Raw genomic sequence first — 16,447 nt, 5'->3', positions numbered from 1 at the left:
CCCGGGCCCCATCTTCGGAGGACCCGATGACCCGACCCGACTTCTTCCGCTTTCACAATGGCGACAAGGTCGCCCTGCCCTTTTCGGCCGAGGAATACGACACCCGCCTGATGGGCCTGCGCTCTGCGATGGATGCAACCGGCGCCGAGGTGGTGGTTCTGACCTCGATGCAGAACATCGCCTATTACTCGGGCTTTCTCTATTGCAGCTTCGGGCGGCCCTATGGGCTGGTCGTCACGGCCTCGGACGCGGTGACGATCAGCGCAGGCATCGACGCGGGCCAGCCCTGGCGGCGCTGTGCCACCGACAACCTGACCTATACCGACTGGGCGCGCGACAATTTCTGGCGTGCGGTCGCCCATGTGGCGGGCACGGGCCGCGCCGTGGGGTATGAGGGCGATCACCTGACGCTGATGCAGAAGGCGAAACTGGATGCCTTCCTGTCCCCGCGCGAGACGCTCGACATCGCGCCCGCCACGATGCAGCAGCGCATGCGCAAGAGCCCGGCCGAGATCGAGTTGATCCGCGCGGGTGCTGCCGTGGCGGATGTGGGGGGATACGCCATCCGGGACGCGGTGCGCGAAGGCACGCGCGAAATCGACGTGGCCATGGCGGGCCGCGATGCGATGGAGCTGGAGATCGCGCGGCGGTTTCCCGATGCCGAGTATCGCGATACCTGGGTGTGGTTCCAGTCGGGGCTGAACACCGATGGCGCGCATAACCCGGTCACCGCGCGGCAGTTGCAGCGGGGCGATATCCTGTCGCTGAACACCTTTCCGATGATCTCGGGCTATTACACGGCGCTGGAACGGACCATGTTCGTGGGCGAGGTGGATGCCGCCAGCCTGGCGATCTGGCAGGCCAATGTCGCCGCGCATGAATATGGCATGTCGCTGCTGAAGCCGGGCACCAGTTGCGCCGAGGTGACCCATGCGATCAACGCCTTCCTCGCCGAGCGCAACCTGTTGCAATATCGCAGCTTCGGCTATGGCCATTCCTTCGGCGTGCTGTCGCATTATTACGGGCGCGAGGCCGGGCTGGAACTGCGCGAGGATATCGACACGGTGCTGGAACCCGGCATGGTGATCTCGATGGAGCCGATGCTGACCATCCCGCATGGCCAGCCCGGCGCGGGCGGCTATCGCGAGCATGACATCCTGATCGTCACCGAAACCGGCGCCGAGAACATCACGGGCTATCCCTACGGCCCCGCGTTCAACGTGGTGGGCTGACATCCCGCCCGGCCGTCGCCCCGATGCGGGCGACGGCCAAGGGCAGCACCACGGTCAGCACCAGCAGCCGGAACACGTGATGCGCCGCGACATAGGCCGGATCCGCGCCCAGAAGCAGCGACATCGCCATCATCGTTTCCAGCCCGCCGGGGGCAAAGGCGATCAGCGCGGTCAGCATCGGCAGGTCGAGCAGCACCGCCACCAGCGCCGCCGCGGCCAGCGACAGCAGGGCGGCAAAGCCCGTCAACAGGCCCGACGCGCCCAGCGCCTGCCAGACCATGCGCGGCGTGACGCCTGCAAACCGCGTGCCGATCAGCGTGCCCATCACCGTGAAGGCCGGGATCGCCAGCCATTCGGGCACCGCGCCCGCGATAAGCCCCGTGGCATGGCCCAGCCCCGAAACCGCCATGCCCCCGAACAGCAGCGCGGCGGGCACCCTGAGACGCTGGAACAGAAGCCCCGCCAGAACGCCAAGGGCCATGATCGGCGCCAGCACCGCCAGCGGCATCGCATCGGGGCCGGGCGGCAGCGCGGGCAGGTCGCCCCCGCCGATCAGCGGCGCGGCGAAGGGCACGATCAGCGTCAGCGCCAGAACCCGGATGGTCTGGATCAGCGTGACCCGCGGCAGGTCGGCGCGGACATCCGACGAGAGGCTAAGCACGAAGCTCAGATGCCCGGGCGTCGCGGCCAGCAGCGCGCTCATCCGGTCGAAGCCGAACCGCCAGACCAGAAGCCGCGCCCCCAGCGCCATGATCGCGATCACCGAAACCGCCAGAAGCGCCAGGCTCAGCGGCCAGCGCGCGGCGGTGGCCAGCGCCTCGGGCGTGATGCCCGCACCGATATTCAGGCCGATCAGCAGGAAACAGCCATCGCGCAGCCCCACCGGCAGCACGACCCGCACCCCCGCCAGCGCCAGAGCCGTCACGCAAAGCGCAGGCCCGGTCAGGAACGGCGCGGGCACGCCCAGCAGCGCGGCCAGCACCGCACCCGCAGCACCGGCGGCAAGGGTCAGAAACGCGGCAAGCATGGGCGATCCGGGGCAAGGGGGCTGGTCGAGGCCATGAACCGCAGGACGCGCGCCAATGTCAATTCGCCGCCGCAGCATCGTCACAGGTGCATGTCACAGAGGCGCTGAACGGCAAAGGCGAGTTGACTTGACCGCCACGCTGTCGCATCGGCATGGCCAGACCCCAATGGCGGGAGATTTGAAATGAAGATTGCAATGATCGGAACGGGCTATGTCGGGCTCGTCTCGGGGGTGTGTTTTTCCGATTTCGGGCACGAGGTCGTCTGCGTCGACAAGGATCCGCGCAAGATCGAGATGCTGCGCCGCGGCGAGGTGCCGATCTACGAACCCGGCCTTGATATGGTGATGGCAAGGAACGTGGCGGCCGGGCGGCTGACCTTTACCGGCGATCTGGCGGCGGCGGTGGACGGGGCGGATGCGGTCTTCATCGCGGTCGGCACGCCGACGCGGCGCGGCGACGGCCATGCGGACCTGACCTATGTGATGGCCGCCGCCGGGGAAATCGGCCGGGCGCTGACCGGCTATGCCGTGGTTGTGACGAAATCCACCGTGCCCGTGGGCACCAACCGGCAGGTTGCGGCTGCGGTGCGTGCGGCCAATCCGGCGGCCGAGTTCGACGTTGCCTCGAACCCCGAATTCCTGCGCGAAGGGGCCGCGATCGACGATTTCATGCGCCCCGACCGGGTGGTGGTCGGCGTCGAGAGCGAACGCGCGAAGGCGGTGATGGCGGATATATATAGGCCCCTGTTCCTGCGCGAATTCCCCGTCGTCTATACCGATCTCGAATCGGCCGAGATGATCAAGTACGCCGCGAACGCGTTTCTCGCGACCAAGATCACCTTCATCAACGAAATGGCGATGCTGTGCGAAAAGGTCGGCGCCGACATCAAGGCGGTGTCGCGCGGCATGGGGCTGGATGGCCGGATCGGCAACAAGTTCCTGCATGCCGGCCCCGGCTATGGCGGGTCGTGCTTTCCCAAGGACACGCAGGCACTGGCGCGCATCGGGCAGGAACATGCCGCGCCCTGTGCGATCACCGAAACCGTCATCGCGGTCAATGACCGGGTCAAGCGGCGGATGATCGACAAGGTCGTTGATCTGTGCGGCGGTTCGGTCAACGGCAAGACGATCCTGGTCCTCGGCGTCACCTTCAAGCCCAATACCGACGACATGCGCGACGCGCCCAGCCTGACCATCGTGCCCGCACTGGTGGGCGGCGGCGCAAAGGTGCGCGTCGTCGATCCGCAAGGGCGGCGCGAGGGCGAGGCGCTGTTGCCCGGCGTCACATGGGCCGACGATCCCTATGCGGCGGCCGAAGGGGCTGACGCGCTGGTGATCCTGACCGAGTGGAACGAGTTCCGCGGCCTTGACCTGGGCCAGATGGCGCAGCGGATGGCGCATCCCCGGATGGCCGATCTGCGCAACATCTACCCGCCCGAGGATGTGCGCGAGGCGGGCTTCGTGGCCCATGTCGCGGTCGGCCGCCCGGGCTTCGGGGTCGAGGGCTGAGGGGCGTGGGCCAGAGCCTGCCCGACGATCTTTTCTTCTACGCCTCGAAGATCGTCTGGGGGCTTCTGCGCGCCGACTCGGTCCTGCTGATCCTGCTGGCGGCGGGGCTTTGGGCGCTGTGGGCGGGACGGCCCGAGCTTGGCCGCGCTCTGGTCACCGCAACGGCGCTGGGCGGGGCGGTGATCGCGCTGAGCCCGCTGGCCAATGTCCTGTTGCGCGGGATCGAAGCGCGCCATCCCGTGCCCGAACTGGCCGGTCCGGTGGCGGGCATCGTGATCCTTGGCGGCGCCGAGGATCCGGCGGGCACGCTGGCCTGGGGGCCGCCCTCGCTGAACGAGGGGGGCGAGCGGTTCCTTGCCGCGCTGGACCTTGCCCGGCGCCATCCCGAGGCGGTTGTGCTGTTCACCGGCGGCAGCGGGCGGCTGGGCGGCTCGGACCTGCCCGAGGCCGAGGTGGCGCGGCGCGTTCTGACCGGGGCGGGGCTGGATCCGGCGCGATTGATCCTCGAAGGGGCCTCGCGCAACACGGCCGAAAATGCGCGGCTCAGCCGGGCGCTGGCACCGGACCGGCCGGGCCGCTGGCTGCTGGTGACCAGCGCCTTTCACATGCCGCGCGCGGTGGAAACCTTCTGCGCGGCGGGATGGCGCGATCTGACGCCCTATCCGGTCGATTTCCGCAGCCGCCCCGGCGCGGGGCTGCGCTGGGCCCCGGCCGAAAGCCTGGTGGCCTTCAACCTTGCGCTGCACGAATATCTGGGCCTTGCCGCCTATCGCGCGACGGGCCGGGCGGTGCGGCCCCTGCCCACGGATTGCCCGGCGCGGCCCTGACCCGGCTCAGGACCGCGGCAGATCGTGGAAGCCGCGCATGAAGCCGCGGTCGATCCGGTCCTTCCAGCGCCAGACCCAGCCGCCCTCGATCCGCAGGTTCAGCCGGTCGGCGGCGGCATGCTTGCCGCCCATCGAGATCAGCTTGAGGTAATCGCGCTGCGGCCGAAACGCCCGCAGCCGCGCCCCCGTCACTGCCGCGCGCAGATTGGCCGCCAGCACCGGGGCCGCGCGCACCGCATAGACCCCTGCCTTGGGCCGCGGCGCGTGCGAAAGATGCGCGCAATCGCCCGCGGCGAAGATCGCCGGATCGGTGAGCGACCGCAGATGCCGGTCAACCGTCACGAAGCCGCCGGTCAGGTCCAGCCCGGTGCCCGCCAGCCAGCCCTGCGGCCGCGGGCCTGCCGCGCCGATCACGAAATTCGCCGCGATCGCCGCGCCCCCCGCCAGCATCACGCCGTCCGGCTCGATCCGCGCGATGCGGGCGCCGGTCACAAGCTGCACCCCCTGCCCCGCAAGCGCCGCCATCAGCGCCGCCCGGGCCCCGCGGCGCACATCGCGCAGCACCTCCGGCGCAGCGTCGATCAGCGTGACCTGCGGCGCAAGCCCCGCTTCGGCCAGGCGGAACCGCGCCGCCAGCGCCAGTTCGACGCCTGCCACGCCTGCGCCGATCACGGCAATACCGGGTGCCACCGCCCCCGCCCGCGCGCGGGCAACGAACCCTTCCCACGCCTCGGCAAAGGCGCCCAGCGGCTTTGCGGGCACAGCATGGTCGGTGAAGCCGGGCAGGTCGGGCAGATCGGTGGTGATCCCGATATCGAGCGAGGCGAGGTCATAGCGGATCGCCCCCTGCCCCTCCACATGGATCAGCCGCGCCGCGCGGTCGATCCCCTCGGCCCGGCCGATCACCAGCCGCGCGCCCGCATGGGCCGCCAATGCCTCAAGGTCGATTTCCAGCTCTTGCCGGTCGTAATGCCCCGCGATCAACCCCGGCAGCATCCCCGAATAGGGCGCGGTCGGGCCGGGATTGATCAGCGTCAGCCGCACGCCCGCCAGCGGGTCCAGCCCCCAGGCGCGGGCGACCAGCGCATGGGTATGGCCGCCGCCGATCAGCACGATCTCGCGCGGGCGGGGCGGCATGGCCGGGCTCAGGGCGCGCACCATTGGCCCTGCCAGCCCTCGGCGGCCCGAAAAAGCGCGCGGCGATGGCCCAGCGTTTCAAGATGCAGCGTCTCGATCTCGGAGAGCATTCCGCGCAGCACGCAGAAGGCAAGCGCGGCCGGATCGGCGATATGATCGCCCGGGGCGGCAATCGGCGTGCCGGGCGCGGGCCGTCCGCCATAAAGCGCGCGCGCCGCCCCCGGCAGCGCCTGCCACAAGGGCGTCACCGCCTCGCCCGCCAGCACCTCGAACCGGGCGCGCAGCCGGATCTGCAAACGCTGCGCCGGATCCCAGACCAGAAGGCTTGCCCGCGGCTCGGTCACCAGTTCGCCGACCTTGGCCGAGCGGCGGTCGGCAAAGATCTCGACCCGCGCGCCCTCGCGATCCGCGGAGCGCAGCACCACCATCCGCGCCTCGCCCCCCGACCGCCCGGCAGTGGCCAGAACCGGATGGCGGGCGGGCGCCTCGCGGTCGGACGCGCCGCGCAAAAGCTGCGCCCAGACAGCGTCAAGCGTGCCCGACAGCGTTGCAAGGGGGTCAGTCATGGCCCGTCATCTCCAGGTAACCCCGGCCCGCATGGCTGCCGGTGATCCGCACCGGGCCTTCCCAATAGGCAACGGTGGTCTCCATCCAGGCGGCCTCGTTCAGCGCCTCGATCATGACATCGAGCCCGCGTTCGGGCAACGCGATGCGCCAGCGCACCGGGATGGTGCGGCCCGCGATCCGGGCGATGGCGCGCGGCTCGAACGTCACCGATCCGGGGGCAAGCGGCGTTGCGCTGCCATCGGCGGCGATCCAGGTGCCGGTGGTGTAGTCGCCCGCGCTGCTGCGCAACTGAAAGGCCATCAGCTTGTCGCCGCCGTCGAAATGCAGCGAAACCCAGTCCCAGCCCTGCTGGTCAGAGGCAAGCGGCTGGCTGGACCATTCCCGGTCAAGCCAGGCGTTCCCAGTGACCTCGACCGGGCCATCGGGCAGGGTCAGCGTGCCCGCGACGCGGTAGAAGGGCTGCGAGTAGTAGTAGCTGGCATTGCCCTGATCGGATTTCACCGAATAGCCCTGATCGCCATGCAGGACCAGCGGCCCCTCGGCCGTCAGTGTCAGGGCATAGGCGAAATAGCTGCCCGCCGCATTCAGCCGCAGCGCCGAGAGCGGATCGGCCCCGGGTTGGGCGGTGCTCTCCATCCGCCATTCGTCGATCCAGGCGGCAAAGGGGGCAGGCGTGACCCCCGCCTGCCCGGTGCCGCCGCGGCCCAGCCGCTCGGCATGGAAATGGTGCCGGGCTGTAGTCAGCCCGGCATGGCCCATCCAGACCTGCGCGTTCTGCCAGCCCTCGCCCGGATTGCCGGGCGCCAGGGCCGAGCGGAACAGCGTCCACTGGATGCCGTAATCCTGCCCGTCCGCGCCGGTCAGGTTGGCGGTCAGATACCACCATTCGATGCGGAAATCGGGATGCGCGCCGTGATCGCGCGGAAAGTCCAGCACCCCGCCGCGCTGCGGCAGGGTGTAGCCATCGGCGGTTTGCCCAAGCCCGGCAAAGCCCTGCGCCAGCGCGGGCAAGGGCAGGAAAAGCGCAAGGATCAGCGCCCTAACGTTCATCGGCGAACACCTTGACCAATGTGGCAGGTTCGATCCGGGCCAGCCGCCAGGCGGGCCAGGACGCCGCCAGACCGCCCGCCGCCAGCGCGAGTGCCCCCAGCCACAGCCAGTCGGCCGGAAAGACATGGATCGGCAGCCGCCAGCCAAACGCCGCGACATTGACCACCGCCAGCAGCACCCAGGCCAGGATCAGCCCGACGGGCACCGCCAGCACCATGGTCAGCGCCGCCAGCAGCATCGCGCGCAGCACCTCCAGCCGCGCCAGCCCCGCCCGCGTCAGCCCCAGTGCCCAGACCGGGGCAAGCTGCGGCAGGCGCATCGCGGCCAGCGTCAGAAGGCTGGTGAACATCGCGAAGCCGGCAACGCCCATGGTCAGCACGTTCAGCGCCGCCGTTACGGCAAAGGTGCGTTCGAAGATCCGCAGCGACAGATCCTTGACCGCCCTCTGGTCGATCATGCTGTCTTCGGGCAGGCCGAATTCCTGAACCAGCGCCCGGCGCAATTCCGGCACGGCGGCGGGATCGGTGCGGATGGCGTAGCGGCGGCGGTCGAGATCGGGGAACTGGGCCACCAGATCGGCGATGCCGATGATGACCTGCCCGCGCGGATTGCCGTAATCGGAATAGACGCCGACCAGCGGGCGGATCGCGCCGCCCGGCAATGGCACCGGATCGCCCAGCGACAACCGCTCGCGCCGCCAGAGCTGTTCGTTGACGATGGCGCCCTCGGCGCGCGCCAGCCGCGCCCAGACATCGGGTTCGCCCAGCAGCATCGGCCAGTTGTCGGAATAGGTGCGGTGATCGGCGACGCCGTAGATTTCCGCGGTCTGGCCCAGCACCGGCCCCTCGATCTTCCAGATCGGCAGGAGCGCATCGCTGCGCGGTTCCAGCCAGTCGCGCAGGCGGGTGGCCTCCTCCTCGCTGCGGGCGGTGACATAGAGTTCCGAGGGCAGGCGCTGGTCCAGCCATTCGGTAAAGGTCAGCCGGAAACTCGCGACCATCGTGCCCACGCCGATATTGGCCGAAAGCGCCAGCATCAGCGCCATCAGCGCCAGCGACAGGCCGGGCAATTGCTGGCGCGTGTCGGCCCAGAACCATTGCGCCAGCACGCCCCGGGCCAGCCGTTCTGCCGCCCCCAGCGCCAGCGCCAGCGCGCCGGGCAGCGCCAGCGCCGCCGACATCAGCAGCGCGCCCAGCAGCACGAACCCGCCGACGATCCCCTGCCCGTAGACCCCCGCGATCACCGCCACCACGGCCAGCAGCGCAGCCAGACCGCCCAGAGCCGCGAAACCGCGGGCGGAGGCGCGCGCCCAGGCCCGCGGCTGGGCCGAGGCCAGCAGCGGCATGCGCCAGAGCCGCCACAGGCTTTGCGCCGCCGCCACGCCCGCCCCCAGCAGCGCGATGGCCAGCCCGCCCAGCCACCATTCCGGGCGCAGCGACAGGCTGCCCGAGACACTCGCGCCGTAAAGCCCGCGCAGCGTGGCGGCTACATCGGGCAACAGCGCCGCGGCGATGCCATAGCCCAGCGCGACACCGACGATCCCCGCGACCAGCGCCAGCAGCATCACCTCGGCCGCCAGGAGGCCCACCAATGTGCGCAGCGGCAGGCCCAGCGCGCGCAGCGTGCGGAACATGGCGCGGCGCTGTTCGAAGGCCAGCCCGATCGCGGCATGGACGATGAACAGCCCCACCGCGAAGGACAGGAAGCCGAAGGCCGTCAGGTTCAGGTGAAAGCTGCCCGTCAGTTGCGCCACATCGGCCGTTTCCTGCGGCGCCATCCGGTCGAGGCCCGGGGCCACCGCCTCCAGCGGTGCGCGGCCCAGGGGCTGATCCGGGGCCAGCAACAGCCGCGAGATCTGGCCCTCGGCGCGCAGCAGGCTCTGGGCGATGCCGATATCGGCGATCAGGATGCCCGGCATGATGCCCTCGGCCGCGATCAGGGGCGGCAGCCCCTCGGCGCCCTCAAGGTCCGCCACGGTTTCGGGTGCGGCAAAGCCCCGGCCGGGCGGGGTGAAGAACCCGGCGATGTCGCCGCTTTCGCCCACCGCCTCGGGCAGCGCACCGGCGGGCATGGTGAAGGGGTCGATGCCGTAGACCTGCACCGCGCGGCCCGCGCGCGCCCATCGCCCCTCGATCAGCGGGGTGACCTGCCAGCCCGCGCGGCGCAGATCGACGAAGACCTGTTGCGGCATGCGCTGGCCATCGGCGGGCACAAGGCTTTCCAGCCGGTCCTGGTCCAGCACGCGGGCGGCGCGGTCATAGCTTGCGCGCGCCTCGGCATTGATCGCCTGCACGCCGGACCATAGCGCGGTGGCCAGCGCCAGCCCCAGCAGCAGGCTGGCCAGTTGCAGCGGGTGGCGGCGCCAATGCGACAAGAGCGCGGCAAGGGCAGTGCGACGCATCAGGCCAGCCGCCCGCCCGACAGATGCACCCGGCGCGACAGCCGGGCAGCCAGCCGGGGCGAATGGGTGACCATCAGAAGCCCGGCGCCGGCCTCGGCCACAAGTTCCAGCATCAGTTCCAGAACCGCATCCCCCGTCGCCTCGTCCAGATTGCCGGTGGGCTCGTCGGCCAGGATCAGCGCGGGCCGGGCGGCCAGAGTCCGGCCGATGGCGACGCGCTGCTGCTGGCCGCCCGACAATTGCTCGGGATAGCGCGCCATCAGCCCGCCCAGCCCCAGACGGTCGGCCAGCGCTGCAACCGCCGCAGGATCGTCGCGCCCCGAGAGCCGGGCATGAAAGGCAAGGTTGGCCCCGACATTCAGCGAGGGGATCAGGTTGAACTGCTGGAATACCAGACCCACCGCCTGACGGCGCAGCGCGGCCAGCGTGGCATCGTCGGCCCCGGCCAGATCGCGCCCGGCCACCTCGATCCGGCCGGTATCGGCGCGGTCGAGCCCGGCGCACAGATGCAGCAGCGTGCTCTTGCCCGAGCCCGATTCCCCGGTCAGCGCGACCGTCTCGCCCGGCTCAAGCGCCAGATCGACGCCGCGCAGCACCTCGACGCGCGCGCCGCCGCTGTCATAGCCCTTGCCAAGCCCGTTGATGGAAAGAAGCATCCGCACCTCCGCTGCGCCTATCTAGCGCAGGCGGCTGGCGCGGACACCCCCGGATCGCGGGACCGTGTGCCGCAAGCGACCTTACTGAAAGGCGTTGCCCGGCCGGATCCCGAGCTTCTTCATCACCATTGCCGCCGGGCAGAAGCCGGTGACCGAGGCCTGGATCAGGTTCACGCCGACAAAGGCGGTCAGCAGATACCACCAGCCCGAAACCCAGATGCCCAGGGCAAGCGAGAGCAGGATCATGAAGCCTGCGAACATCATCACGGCGCGGTCGAGTGTCATCGTCTTTCTCCTTGGCTGGAATCGGCCCGCCTGCGGGCGCCCGGACAGAGGATAGGGCCTGCCCGTTATAAATTCAATGTTTTGAATGTTTCAGGCCCGCTGCGCCACCCAAGGCGGCATCCCGCAACGCCTCGCAACCCGGCGTTGACGCCCGTCAAGCGCAAGGCGCCCCCCTTGTGTTAACCTGCGCCCATGGCCCGTTGCGGGCCGACAGCAGAGGGAGATGGACCGATGACCTGGAGCTTCGACACCGGCGCAAAGTACCACACGCAGGACACCGGCTATTATTGCGGCGCGGCCTGCGCGATGATGGTGCTGGCCGAGATCGGGCTGCCCTATGGCTCGATGAACCAGGACGATCTCTACAACTCGAACCACAGCCACAACGTCAAGCCGGGCTGGGCGACCGACCCTTACGGGCTGCAATTCACCATGATGGACCGCAAGCCCGCGGCATTCACCAATTCCTTCGTGGTCTACAAGCCCACGACCGAGGCCGAGGGCACGCAAAAGGTCGTCTACACGCTCTGGCGCTATCGGGTTTCGCCGATCACGCTGGTCTATGGCTGCATGCACTGGATCGTCGTGCGCGGCGTCCAGACCGATGTGGAACCCACGCCGGGCACGGCCTATTCGGTGCTGGGTTTCTGGGTGAACAACCCGGTGCATCGCAACAATGCCCCGCATGACGGGGGCGATGTCTGCGGCACCGGCGGCGTGAACGGGGTCGAGGCGCAATGGGTCAGCTATGCAAGCTGGCAATCGACCTATTTCACCGGCTGCGACTATGACAGCGGCACCGGCACGCGCCAGTATATCAGCGTCTGCGACCCCGAGCCGCCACGGATCGAACTGCCGCGCCGTCCGAAATTCGAAAGCCCCTTCAACGGGCGCGACCTGATCCGCCGGGACGATGCGCTGCGGATGATCGGCGACGGGATCGAGCGCTACCGTCTGCATGATGGCGTCGAGGCGATGCGCAAGCTGCGCGAGCCGCGGTTCGAGGAGCCGGTTCTGGTCAAGCGGCTCGACCGGCTGGACGAGTATTACTATCTTGCCCCGGCGATGATGGGGGGCGAAGTGCACGGCTACGCACAGGTGGACGCGCTGTTCGGCGATCTTCAGGGCGTGTCGATCCTGGCCAAACCCGCCCGTCCCTTCGATCTGGACCGCGAGCGGGTGGCCAAGCGCGCGCTTGAGCATGTCTTCAGCCCGCGCGACGAGTTCCGGGGCCGGTTCCGGCTGCGGCCCGACACGTTCTGCGTCTCGCCGACGATGGTGTGGCGGCCGTGCCGTGAATCCTTTTCGCCGCATCTGCCGTTCTGGCAGATCACCGCGGGCGCGCAGACGGTCTATGTCCGGGCCGATGGCGAGATGTTCACCAGCCTGACCACCACGGGAACCGGCGTGTGAGTTCGGACGAATCCGATACGGGCGGGCCCTGCGGCCCGTCCGAAGCCCGCGCCGCGGCCATTTCGGGCCTGTCGGCGGGGGGTGCGGCTGCCGGGGAACCGGTCTATGTGCGGCGGCTGGATCTGACGGAGGGGGGCTATTACCTCGTGCCCTTCCTGCGCGACGGCACCCTTGTCGCGATTGCCGAGATCGAGGCGCAGGGCTGCACCCTGGCCAAGACGGGCGCGATCACGGCACCGGGCACGCCCTTCCTGCTGGACCCCGAAACCGCCCGCGCCGCCCTGCCCGTCCCGGCCGAGGCCGCGCCCTTCCTGGGCTGGCGGCCCAGCCGCGAAAGCTGGGACAGCTTCCTGCCCTTCTGGGTGTTCGACACGCCCGACGGCCGCTATTTCGTCGACCAGTCGGGCCAGGTCCACCGCAGCCTTGGCACCGAGGCCCGGGGCGGCTGACGCGCCACCCGCAAGACCGGCAAAGCGGTGCCATCGCGGGTGTTTCCGCGCGGCCCCGATGCCATGCAGGACATAATGTGGCCGCAAATCCGGTTTAGGCTTCCATCTGGAAACAAACATCCGGCAGGACCGGGCCACAAGCCGGGCGGCGCAGGCAAGGCATGATCGAGTTCATTGAGGTCAGCAAGAGTTTCTGGACGGGCAGGCAGCGCAAGGTGATCCTTGACTGCGTGTCATTTCGCGTCGAACTGGGCAACTCGCTGGGCATCCTTGCGCCGAACGGCACCGGCAAGACCACGCTGATCAACATGATGGCGGGCCTCGAAAAACCCGATGAGGGGCGGATCAACCGCGCCTGCCGCATCTCGTTCCCGCTGGGCTTCATGGGCGGCGTGGTCGGGCGCCATACCGGCACCGAGAATGCGCGCTATATCGCGCGGCTTTACGGGCTCGATCCCGATTATGTCGAGGCGTTCTCGCGCTGGCTGTGCGGGATCGGGGAATATTACGACATGCCGGTGGGCACCTACAGCCAGGGCATGCGCGCGCGCTTTACCTTTTCGCTGATGCTGGCGCTGGATTTCGACATCTACCTGATCGACGAGGGGATGCCGTCCACCACCGATGTCGATTTCAACCGCAAGGCCGGCGCGCTGCTGCGCGAGCGGCTGGAAAGCGCGACCGTCGTCATCGTCTCGCACCAGCCCGCGACGCTGGAAAAATTCTGCCGCTCGGCGGCCGTTCTGCATCACGGGCAGCTTCACCTGTTCGACAGCCTGGAAGAGGCCAGGGAACTTTATGACTACCAGACCGATGGCTAAACGCTTCCGCATCCGGCGCACCGACCCGTCCGCCCCCGGCACCGCGCCCGGGGTCGAGGACGGATTAGGCGCCGCGCCCTTCCCCACCGCAGCCGCAGCCAGCCCGGCCAATTCCGCCCCGGCCGAGAACCGCAAGCCGCTGAGCGTCGCCCAGGAACTCGACGCGATCCGGAGCGAGGGGTTGACGGGGCGGCAATTGCGCATGGCACGCCGCCTCGCCCAGAAGCAGGGGCTTGCCGTCAGTTCCGACCACGACGCGGTGCGGCAGTTGCGCCAGCGCGGGATCGACCCGTTCCAGCGTTCCAACCTGCTGGAACTTGTGCGCAGCGTCGCCGCCGATGGCACCGGCCGGGACCAGGTGCCGCGCAGCGTTCCGCAACCCGGCCGCGACCTGCCCGCGACCCGGCCCGAAGGCGGCGCACCGGCCAGCCGCGCCCCGGCCGAGAACCGGATGCGCGAAGTGCGCCAGATCCAGCGCGACATCGCCCGCCGCCGCCGCCGCGCCTTTGCGATGATGCTGGCCCGGCTGGCGGCCTTCGTGCTGCTGCCGACCGCGATCGCGGGCTATTACTTCCACGTCCTTGCGACGCCGATGTATGCCACCAAGTCGGAATTCGTGATCCAGCAGGCCGATGGCCAGGGCGCGGGCGGTCTGGGCGGGCTGTTCCAGGGCACGGGACTTGCGATGCAGCAGGATTCCATCGCGGTGCAAAGCTACCTGCAATCGCGCGATGCGATGCTGCGGCTTGACGGCGATCTGGGATTCCGCAGCCATTTCAGCCAGGAGGGCATCGACCCGCTGCGGCGGCTGCCCGAGGGCGGCAGCAACGAAGCCGCCTACAAGCTTTATCAGAAGGTGGTCAGGATCGGCTACGACCCGACCGAGGGCATCCTGAAGATGGAGGTGATCGCCGCCGATCCCGACATCTCTGCCGCCTTTGCCGAGGCGCTGATCTCTTATGCCGAGGAACGGGTGGACGGGCTGACCCAGCGGCTGCGCGGCGACCAGATGTCCGGGGCGCGCGAAAGCTATAACAATGCCGAGGCCCGGGTGGTCGAGGCGCAGGAGCGCGTGCTGGATCTTCAGGAAAAGCTGGGCGTTCTGGACCCGGTCAGCGAGACCAGCGCGCTGATGAGCCAGATCGCCACATTCGAAACGCAGCTGCGCGAGAAACGTCTGCAACTTCAGCAGCTTCTGGACAATCCCAGCCCCAGCAAGGCGCGCGTCGACGGGATCGCGGGCGATATCAGGCGGCTTGAGGATCTGGTGACCGACCTGCGCGCCTCGATGACCGAAAGCGGCACGAATGGCGGCTCGCTTGCCCGCGTCTCGGCCGAATTGCGCATCGCCGAGGCCGACCTTGCCAACCGCCAGCTTTTGCTGCAACAGGCTTTGCAGCAGCTTGAAACCGCGCGGATCGAGGCGAACCGCCAGGTGCGCTACCTGTCGCTGGGCGTCAGCCCCGTCGCGCCGGACGAGCCGACCTATCCGCGCGCCTTCGAGAACACGGCGCTGGCATTCCTGATTTTCGGAGGGATTTACCTGATGATCTCGCTGACCGCCTCGATCCTGCGCGAACAGGTCTCGGCCTGAGATGACCGATGTCCAGATCGGCGCGCTGAGCGTCGGAAACACCCGCCCGCTGACCGTGATCGCCGGGCCCTGCCAACTGGAAAGCGCCGAACACGCGCTGATGATCGCCCGCGCGATGCAGGCGGCCTGCGCCGCCGCCGGTGCGGGCTTCGTCTTCAAGGCCAGCTTCGACAAGGCCAACCGAACCTCGCTGAGCGGCAAGCGCGGGATCGGCATGGACAGGGGCCTGGAGATTCTGGCCGAGGTGCGCGCGGCGCTGGGGGTGCCGGTGCTGACCGACATCCACGCGCCCGAGCAATGCGCCCCGGCGGCGCAGGCGGTGGACATCCTGCAAATCCCCGCCTTCCTCTGCCGCCAGACCGATCTGCTGCTGGCCGCGGGCGAAACCGGCGCCGTCATCAACGTGAAGAAGGGCCAGTTCCTTGCCCCCTGGGACATGGCGAATGTCGTGGCCAAGGTGGAATCGACCGGCAACCGGCGCATCCTGCTGACCGAGCGCGGCACCTCCTTCGGCTACAACACGCTGGTCGCGGACATGCGCGCGCTGCCGATCATGGCGCGCACCGGCTACCCGGTGGTGATGGACGCGACCCATTCGGTGCAGCAGCCCGGCGGGTTGGGCGGCACCTCGGGCGGGCAGCGCGAATTCGCCCCGGTGATGGCACGCGCGGCGGTGGCGCTGGGTGTGGCGGCGGTCTTCATCGAAACCCACGAGGATCCCGACCGCGCGCCCTCGGACGGGCCGAACATGATTCCGCTGGACCAGATGCCCGATCTGATCGCGACGCTGATGGCATTCGACCGGCTGGCCAAGGCGCATCCGCTGACGGTCTGACGGCGCGTGCCCGGCGCGAAACCGGGCATGCGATTTTTCGCTGGATGGGGCTTGCAGCCCGCGCGCGACCAGCGTATCTAGCGGCCCAGCATTGGGGAGTGGCGCAACGGTAGCGCAACGGTTTTTGGTACCGCAGGTTGTAGGTTCGAATCCTACCTCCCCAGCCAGCTCGATCTTGAAGACAGCGCCCAAGGTTCGGCTTTCCCCTACAGCCAGCTTGGCACGCCGCACCTGCCCCCTATGCGGCGGAGTGCGACTTCCGTTACAATATCCGCGTCGGCTACTGGGTTGCTGGCCGGCGGCTGCTCGATCGGCGCAGGCGTCACCGGAGGCTCGCTTTTCGTCGCCACGATGTGGGTCGCGCTGGTCGCGATGTGGATCGGCGGCGTGGCGACCGACTATCTGGTGGACCAGTCGCGGGGCAGTGCGAAGGCGGCGTAGGGGGGTGTTGGGGGGCGGGCGCCCAGGGCGGAAGGCCGGTGCGCGCTTGCATTGTGGAACAGAACTCCCATACGCTCCCACACAGATTTCACCTCTACCGCGGAAGAATATTCATGAAACTCTTTCTAGGGTCAGGACCCATTGATATACTTGAAGCTGTCCGGCCTGCGTGATTCAAGCTCCCGAACTGACGGGGGTGGAGA

At 69.0% G+C, this 16,447-nt stretch carries 16 protein-coding genes and 1 tRNA gene; 10 read left to right on the top strand and 7 right to left on the bottom strand.

All coding sequences use genetic code 11. The features are described 5' to 3' along the window. Positions 1 to 26: 26 nt before the first annotated feature. Positions 27 to 1,232, top strand: coding sequence for a M24 family metallopeptidase (locus tag GH815_RS14225; RefSeq protein ID WP_153749435.1), 1,206 nt, complete (start codon positions 27 to 29; stop codon positions 1,230 to 1,232). Here the strand turns inward: GH815_RS14225 and GH815_RS14220 are convergent. Then, positions 1,216 to 2,259: an AbrB family transcriptional regulator gene (locus GH815_RS14220; RefSeq protein ID WP_170290356.1), complete on the bottom strand. Its 1,044-nt coding sequence runs from the start codon at positions 2,257 to 2,259 to the stop codon at positions 1,216 to 1,218. The two genes, GH815_RS14225 and GH815_RS14220, sit on opposite strands and share 17 nt — an antisense overlap. Positions 2,260 to 2,442: 183 nt before the next feature. On the opposite strand from GH815_RS14220, the gene GH815_RS14215 reads away from it, so the two are divergent. Then, positions 2,443 to 3,768, top strand: coding sequence for a UDP-glucose dehydrogenase family protein (locus tag GH815_RS14215; RefSeq protein ID WP_153749433.1), 1,326 nt, complete (start codon positions 2,443 to 2,445; stop codon positions 3,766 to 3,768). Between the two features lie 5 nt (positions 3,769 to 3,773). Further along, positions 3,774 to 4,595, top strand: coding sequence for a YdcF family protein (locus GH815_RS14210; protein WP_343030891.1), 822 nt, complete (start codon positions 3,774 to 3,776; stop codon positions 4,593 to 4,595). Positions 4,596 to 4,601: 6 nt separating this feature from the next. On the opposite strand, the gene GH815_RS14205 is transcribed toward GH815_RS14210, so the two are convergent. The 6 genes from GH815_RS14205 to GH815_RS14180 form a co-directional block, all read right to left on the bottom strand. Continuing rightward, on the bottom strand, positions 4,602 to 5,732 hold the full coding sequence (locus GH815_RS14205; protein ID WP_153749432.1) for an FAD-dependent oxidoreductase: 1,131 nt from the start codon (positions 5,730 to 5,732) through the stop codon (positions 4,602 to 4,604). An 8-nt stretch (positions 5,733 to 5,740) separates the two neighbouring features. Beyond that, positions 5,741 to 6,298: a pyridoxamine 5'-phosphate oxidase family protein gene (locus GH815_RS14200; RefSeq protein ID WP_153749431.1), complete on the bottom strand. Its 558-nt coding sequence runs from the start codon at positions 6,296 to 6,298 to the stop codon at positions 5,741 to 5,743. After that, a complete protein-coding gene (locus tag GH815_RS14195; protein WP_153749430.1) occupies positions 6,291 to 7,349 on the bottom strand; it encodes a lipocalin-like domain-containing protein in 1,059 nt (352 codons plus the stop codon). The genes GH815_RS14200 and GH815_RS14195 overlap by 8 nt, the downstream gene beginning before the upstream one ends. Beyond that, positions 7,339 to 9,750 (bottom strand): ABC transporter permease, encoded by a 2,412-nt coding sequence (locus GH815_RS14190; RefSeq protein WP_153749429.1) that lies wholly within the window; start codon positions 9,748 to 9,750, stop codon positions 7,339 to 7,341. Before GH815_RS14190 ends, GH815_RS14195 begins: the two co-directional genes overlap by 11 nt. Then, positions 9,750 to 10,406 carry an ABC transporter ATP-binding protein gene (locus GH815_RS14185; RefSeq protein WP_153749428.1) on the bottom strand — a complete coding sequence of 219 codons (657 nt, stop codon included), beginning with the start codon at positions 10,404 to 10,406 and terminating at the stop codon, positions 9,750 to 9,752. The genes GH815_RS14190 and GH815_RS14185 overlap by 1 nt, the downstream gene beginning before the upstream one ends. Positions 10,407 to 10,487: 81 nt before the next feature. Beyond that, entirely contained in the window at positions 10,488 to 10,691 is a 204-nt protein-coding gene (locus GH815_RS14180; protein ID WP_153749427.1) for a YgaP family membrane protein, read from the bottom strand. 231 nt (positions 10,692 to 10,922) lie between these two features. Between GH815_RS14180 and GH815_RS14175 the strand changes: the two genes are divergently transcribed. From GH815_RS14175 to GH815_RS14145, 7 genes are all read left to right on the top strand, one after another. After that, positions 10,923 to 12,104 carry a hypothetical protein gene (locus GH815_RS14175; RefSeq protein WP_153749426.1) on the top strand — a complete coding sequence of 394 codons (1,182 nt, stop codon included), beginning with the start codon at positions 10,923 to 10,925 and terminating at the stop codon, positions 12,102 to 12,104. Next, on the top strand, positions 12,101 to 12,553 hold the full coding sequence (locus tag GH815_RS14170; protein WP_153749425.1) for a hypothetical protein: 453 nt from the start codon (positions 12,101 to 12,103) through the stop codon (positions 12,551 to 12,553). Before GH815_RS14175 ends, GH815_RS14170 begins: the two co-directional genes overlap by 4 nt. Positions 12,554 to 12,714: 161 nt before the next feature. Further along, a complete protein-coding gene (locus tag GH815_RS14165) occupies positions 12,715 to 13,374 on the top strand; it encodes an ABC transporter ATP-binding protein (RefSeq protein ID WP_153749424.1) in 660 nt (219 codons plus the stop codon). Next, positions 13,367 to 14,968 (top strand): capsule biosynthesis protein, encoded by a 1,602-nt coding sequence (locus GH815_RS14160; protein WP_425542013.1) that lies wholly within the window; start codon positions 13,367 to 13,369, stop codon positions 14,966 to 14,968. Before GH815_RS14165 ends, GH815_RS14160 begins: the two co-directional genes overlap by 8 nt. A gap of 1 nt (position 14,969) precedes the next feature. Continuing rightward, positions 14,970 to 15,803, top strand: a complete 834-nt coding sequence (gene kdsA / locus GH815_RS14155) for a 3-deoxy-8-phosphooctulonate synthase (protein ID WP_153749422.1) — start codon at positions 14,970 to 14,972, stop codon at positions 15,801 to 15,803. A gap of 92 nt (positions 15,804 to 15,895) precedes the next feature. After that, positions 15,896 to 15,970, top strand: a tRNA-Gln gene (locus GH815_RS14150). A 121-nt stretch (positions 15,971 to 16,091) separates the two neighbouring features. Next, positions 16,092 to 16,244, top strand: coding sequence for a hypothetical protein (locus GH815_RS14145; RefSeq protein ID WP_407072187.1), 153 nt, complete (start codon positions 16,092 to 16,094; stop codon positions 16,242 to 16,244). Positions 16,245 to 16,447 lie beyond the last annotated feature (203 nt).

The sequence above is a fragment of the Rhodovulum strictum genome (assembly GCF_009649175.1).
Classification (GTDB): domain Bacteria; phylum Pseudomonadota; class Alphaproteobacteria; order Rhodobacterales; family Rhodobacteraceae; genus Rhodovulum; species Rhodovulum strictum.
This window is presented reverse-complemented; position numbering and strand designations above follow the sequence as displayed.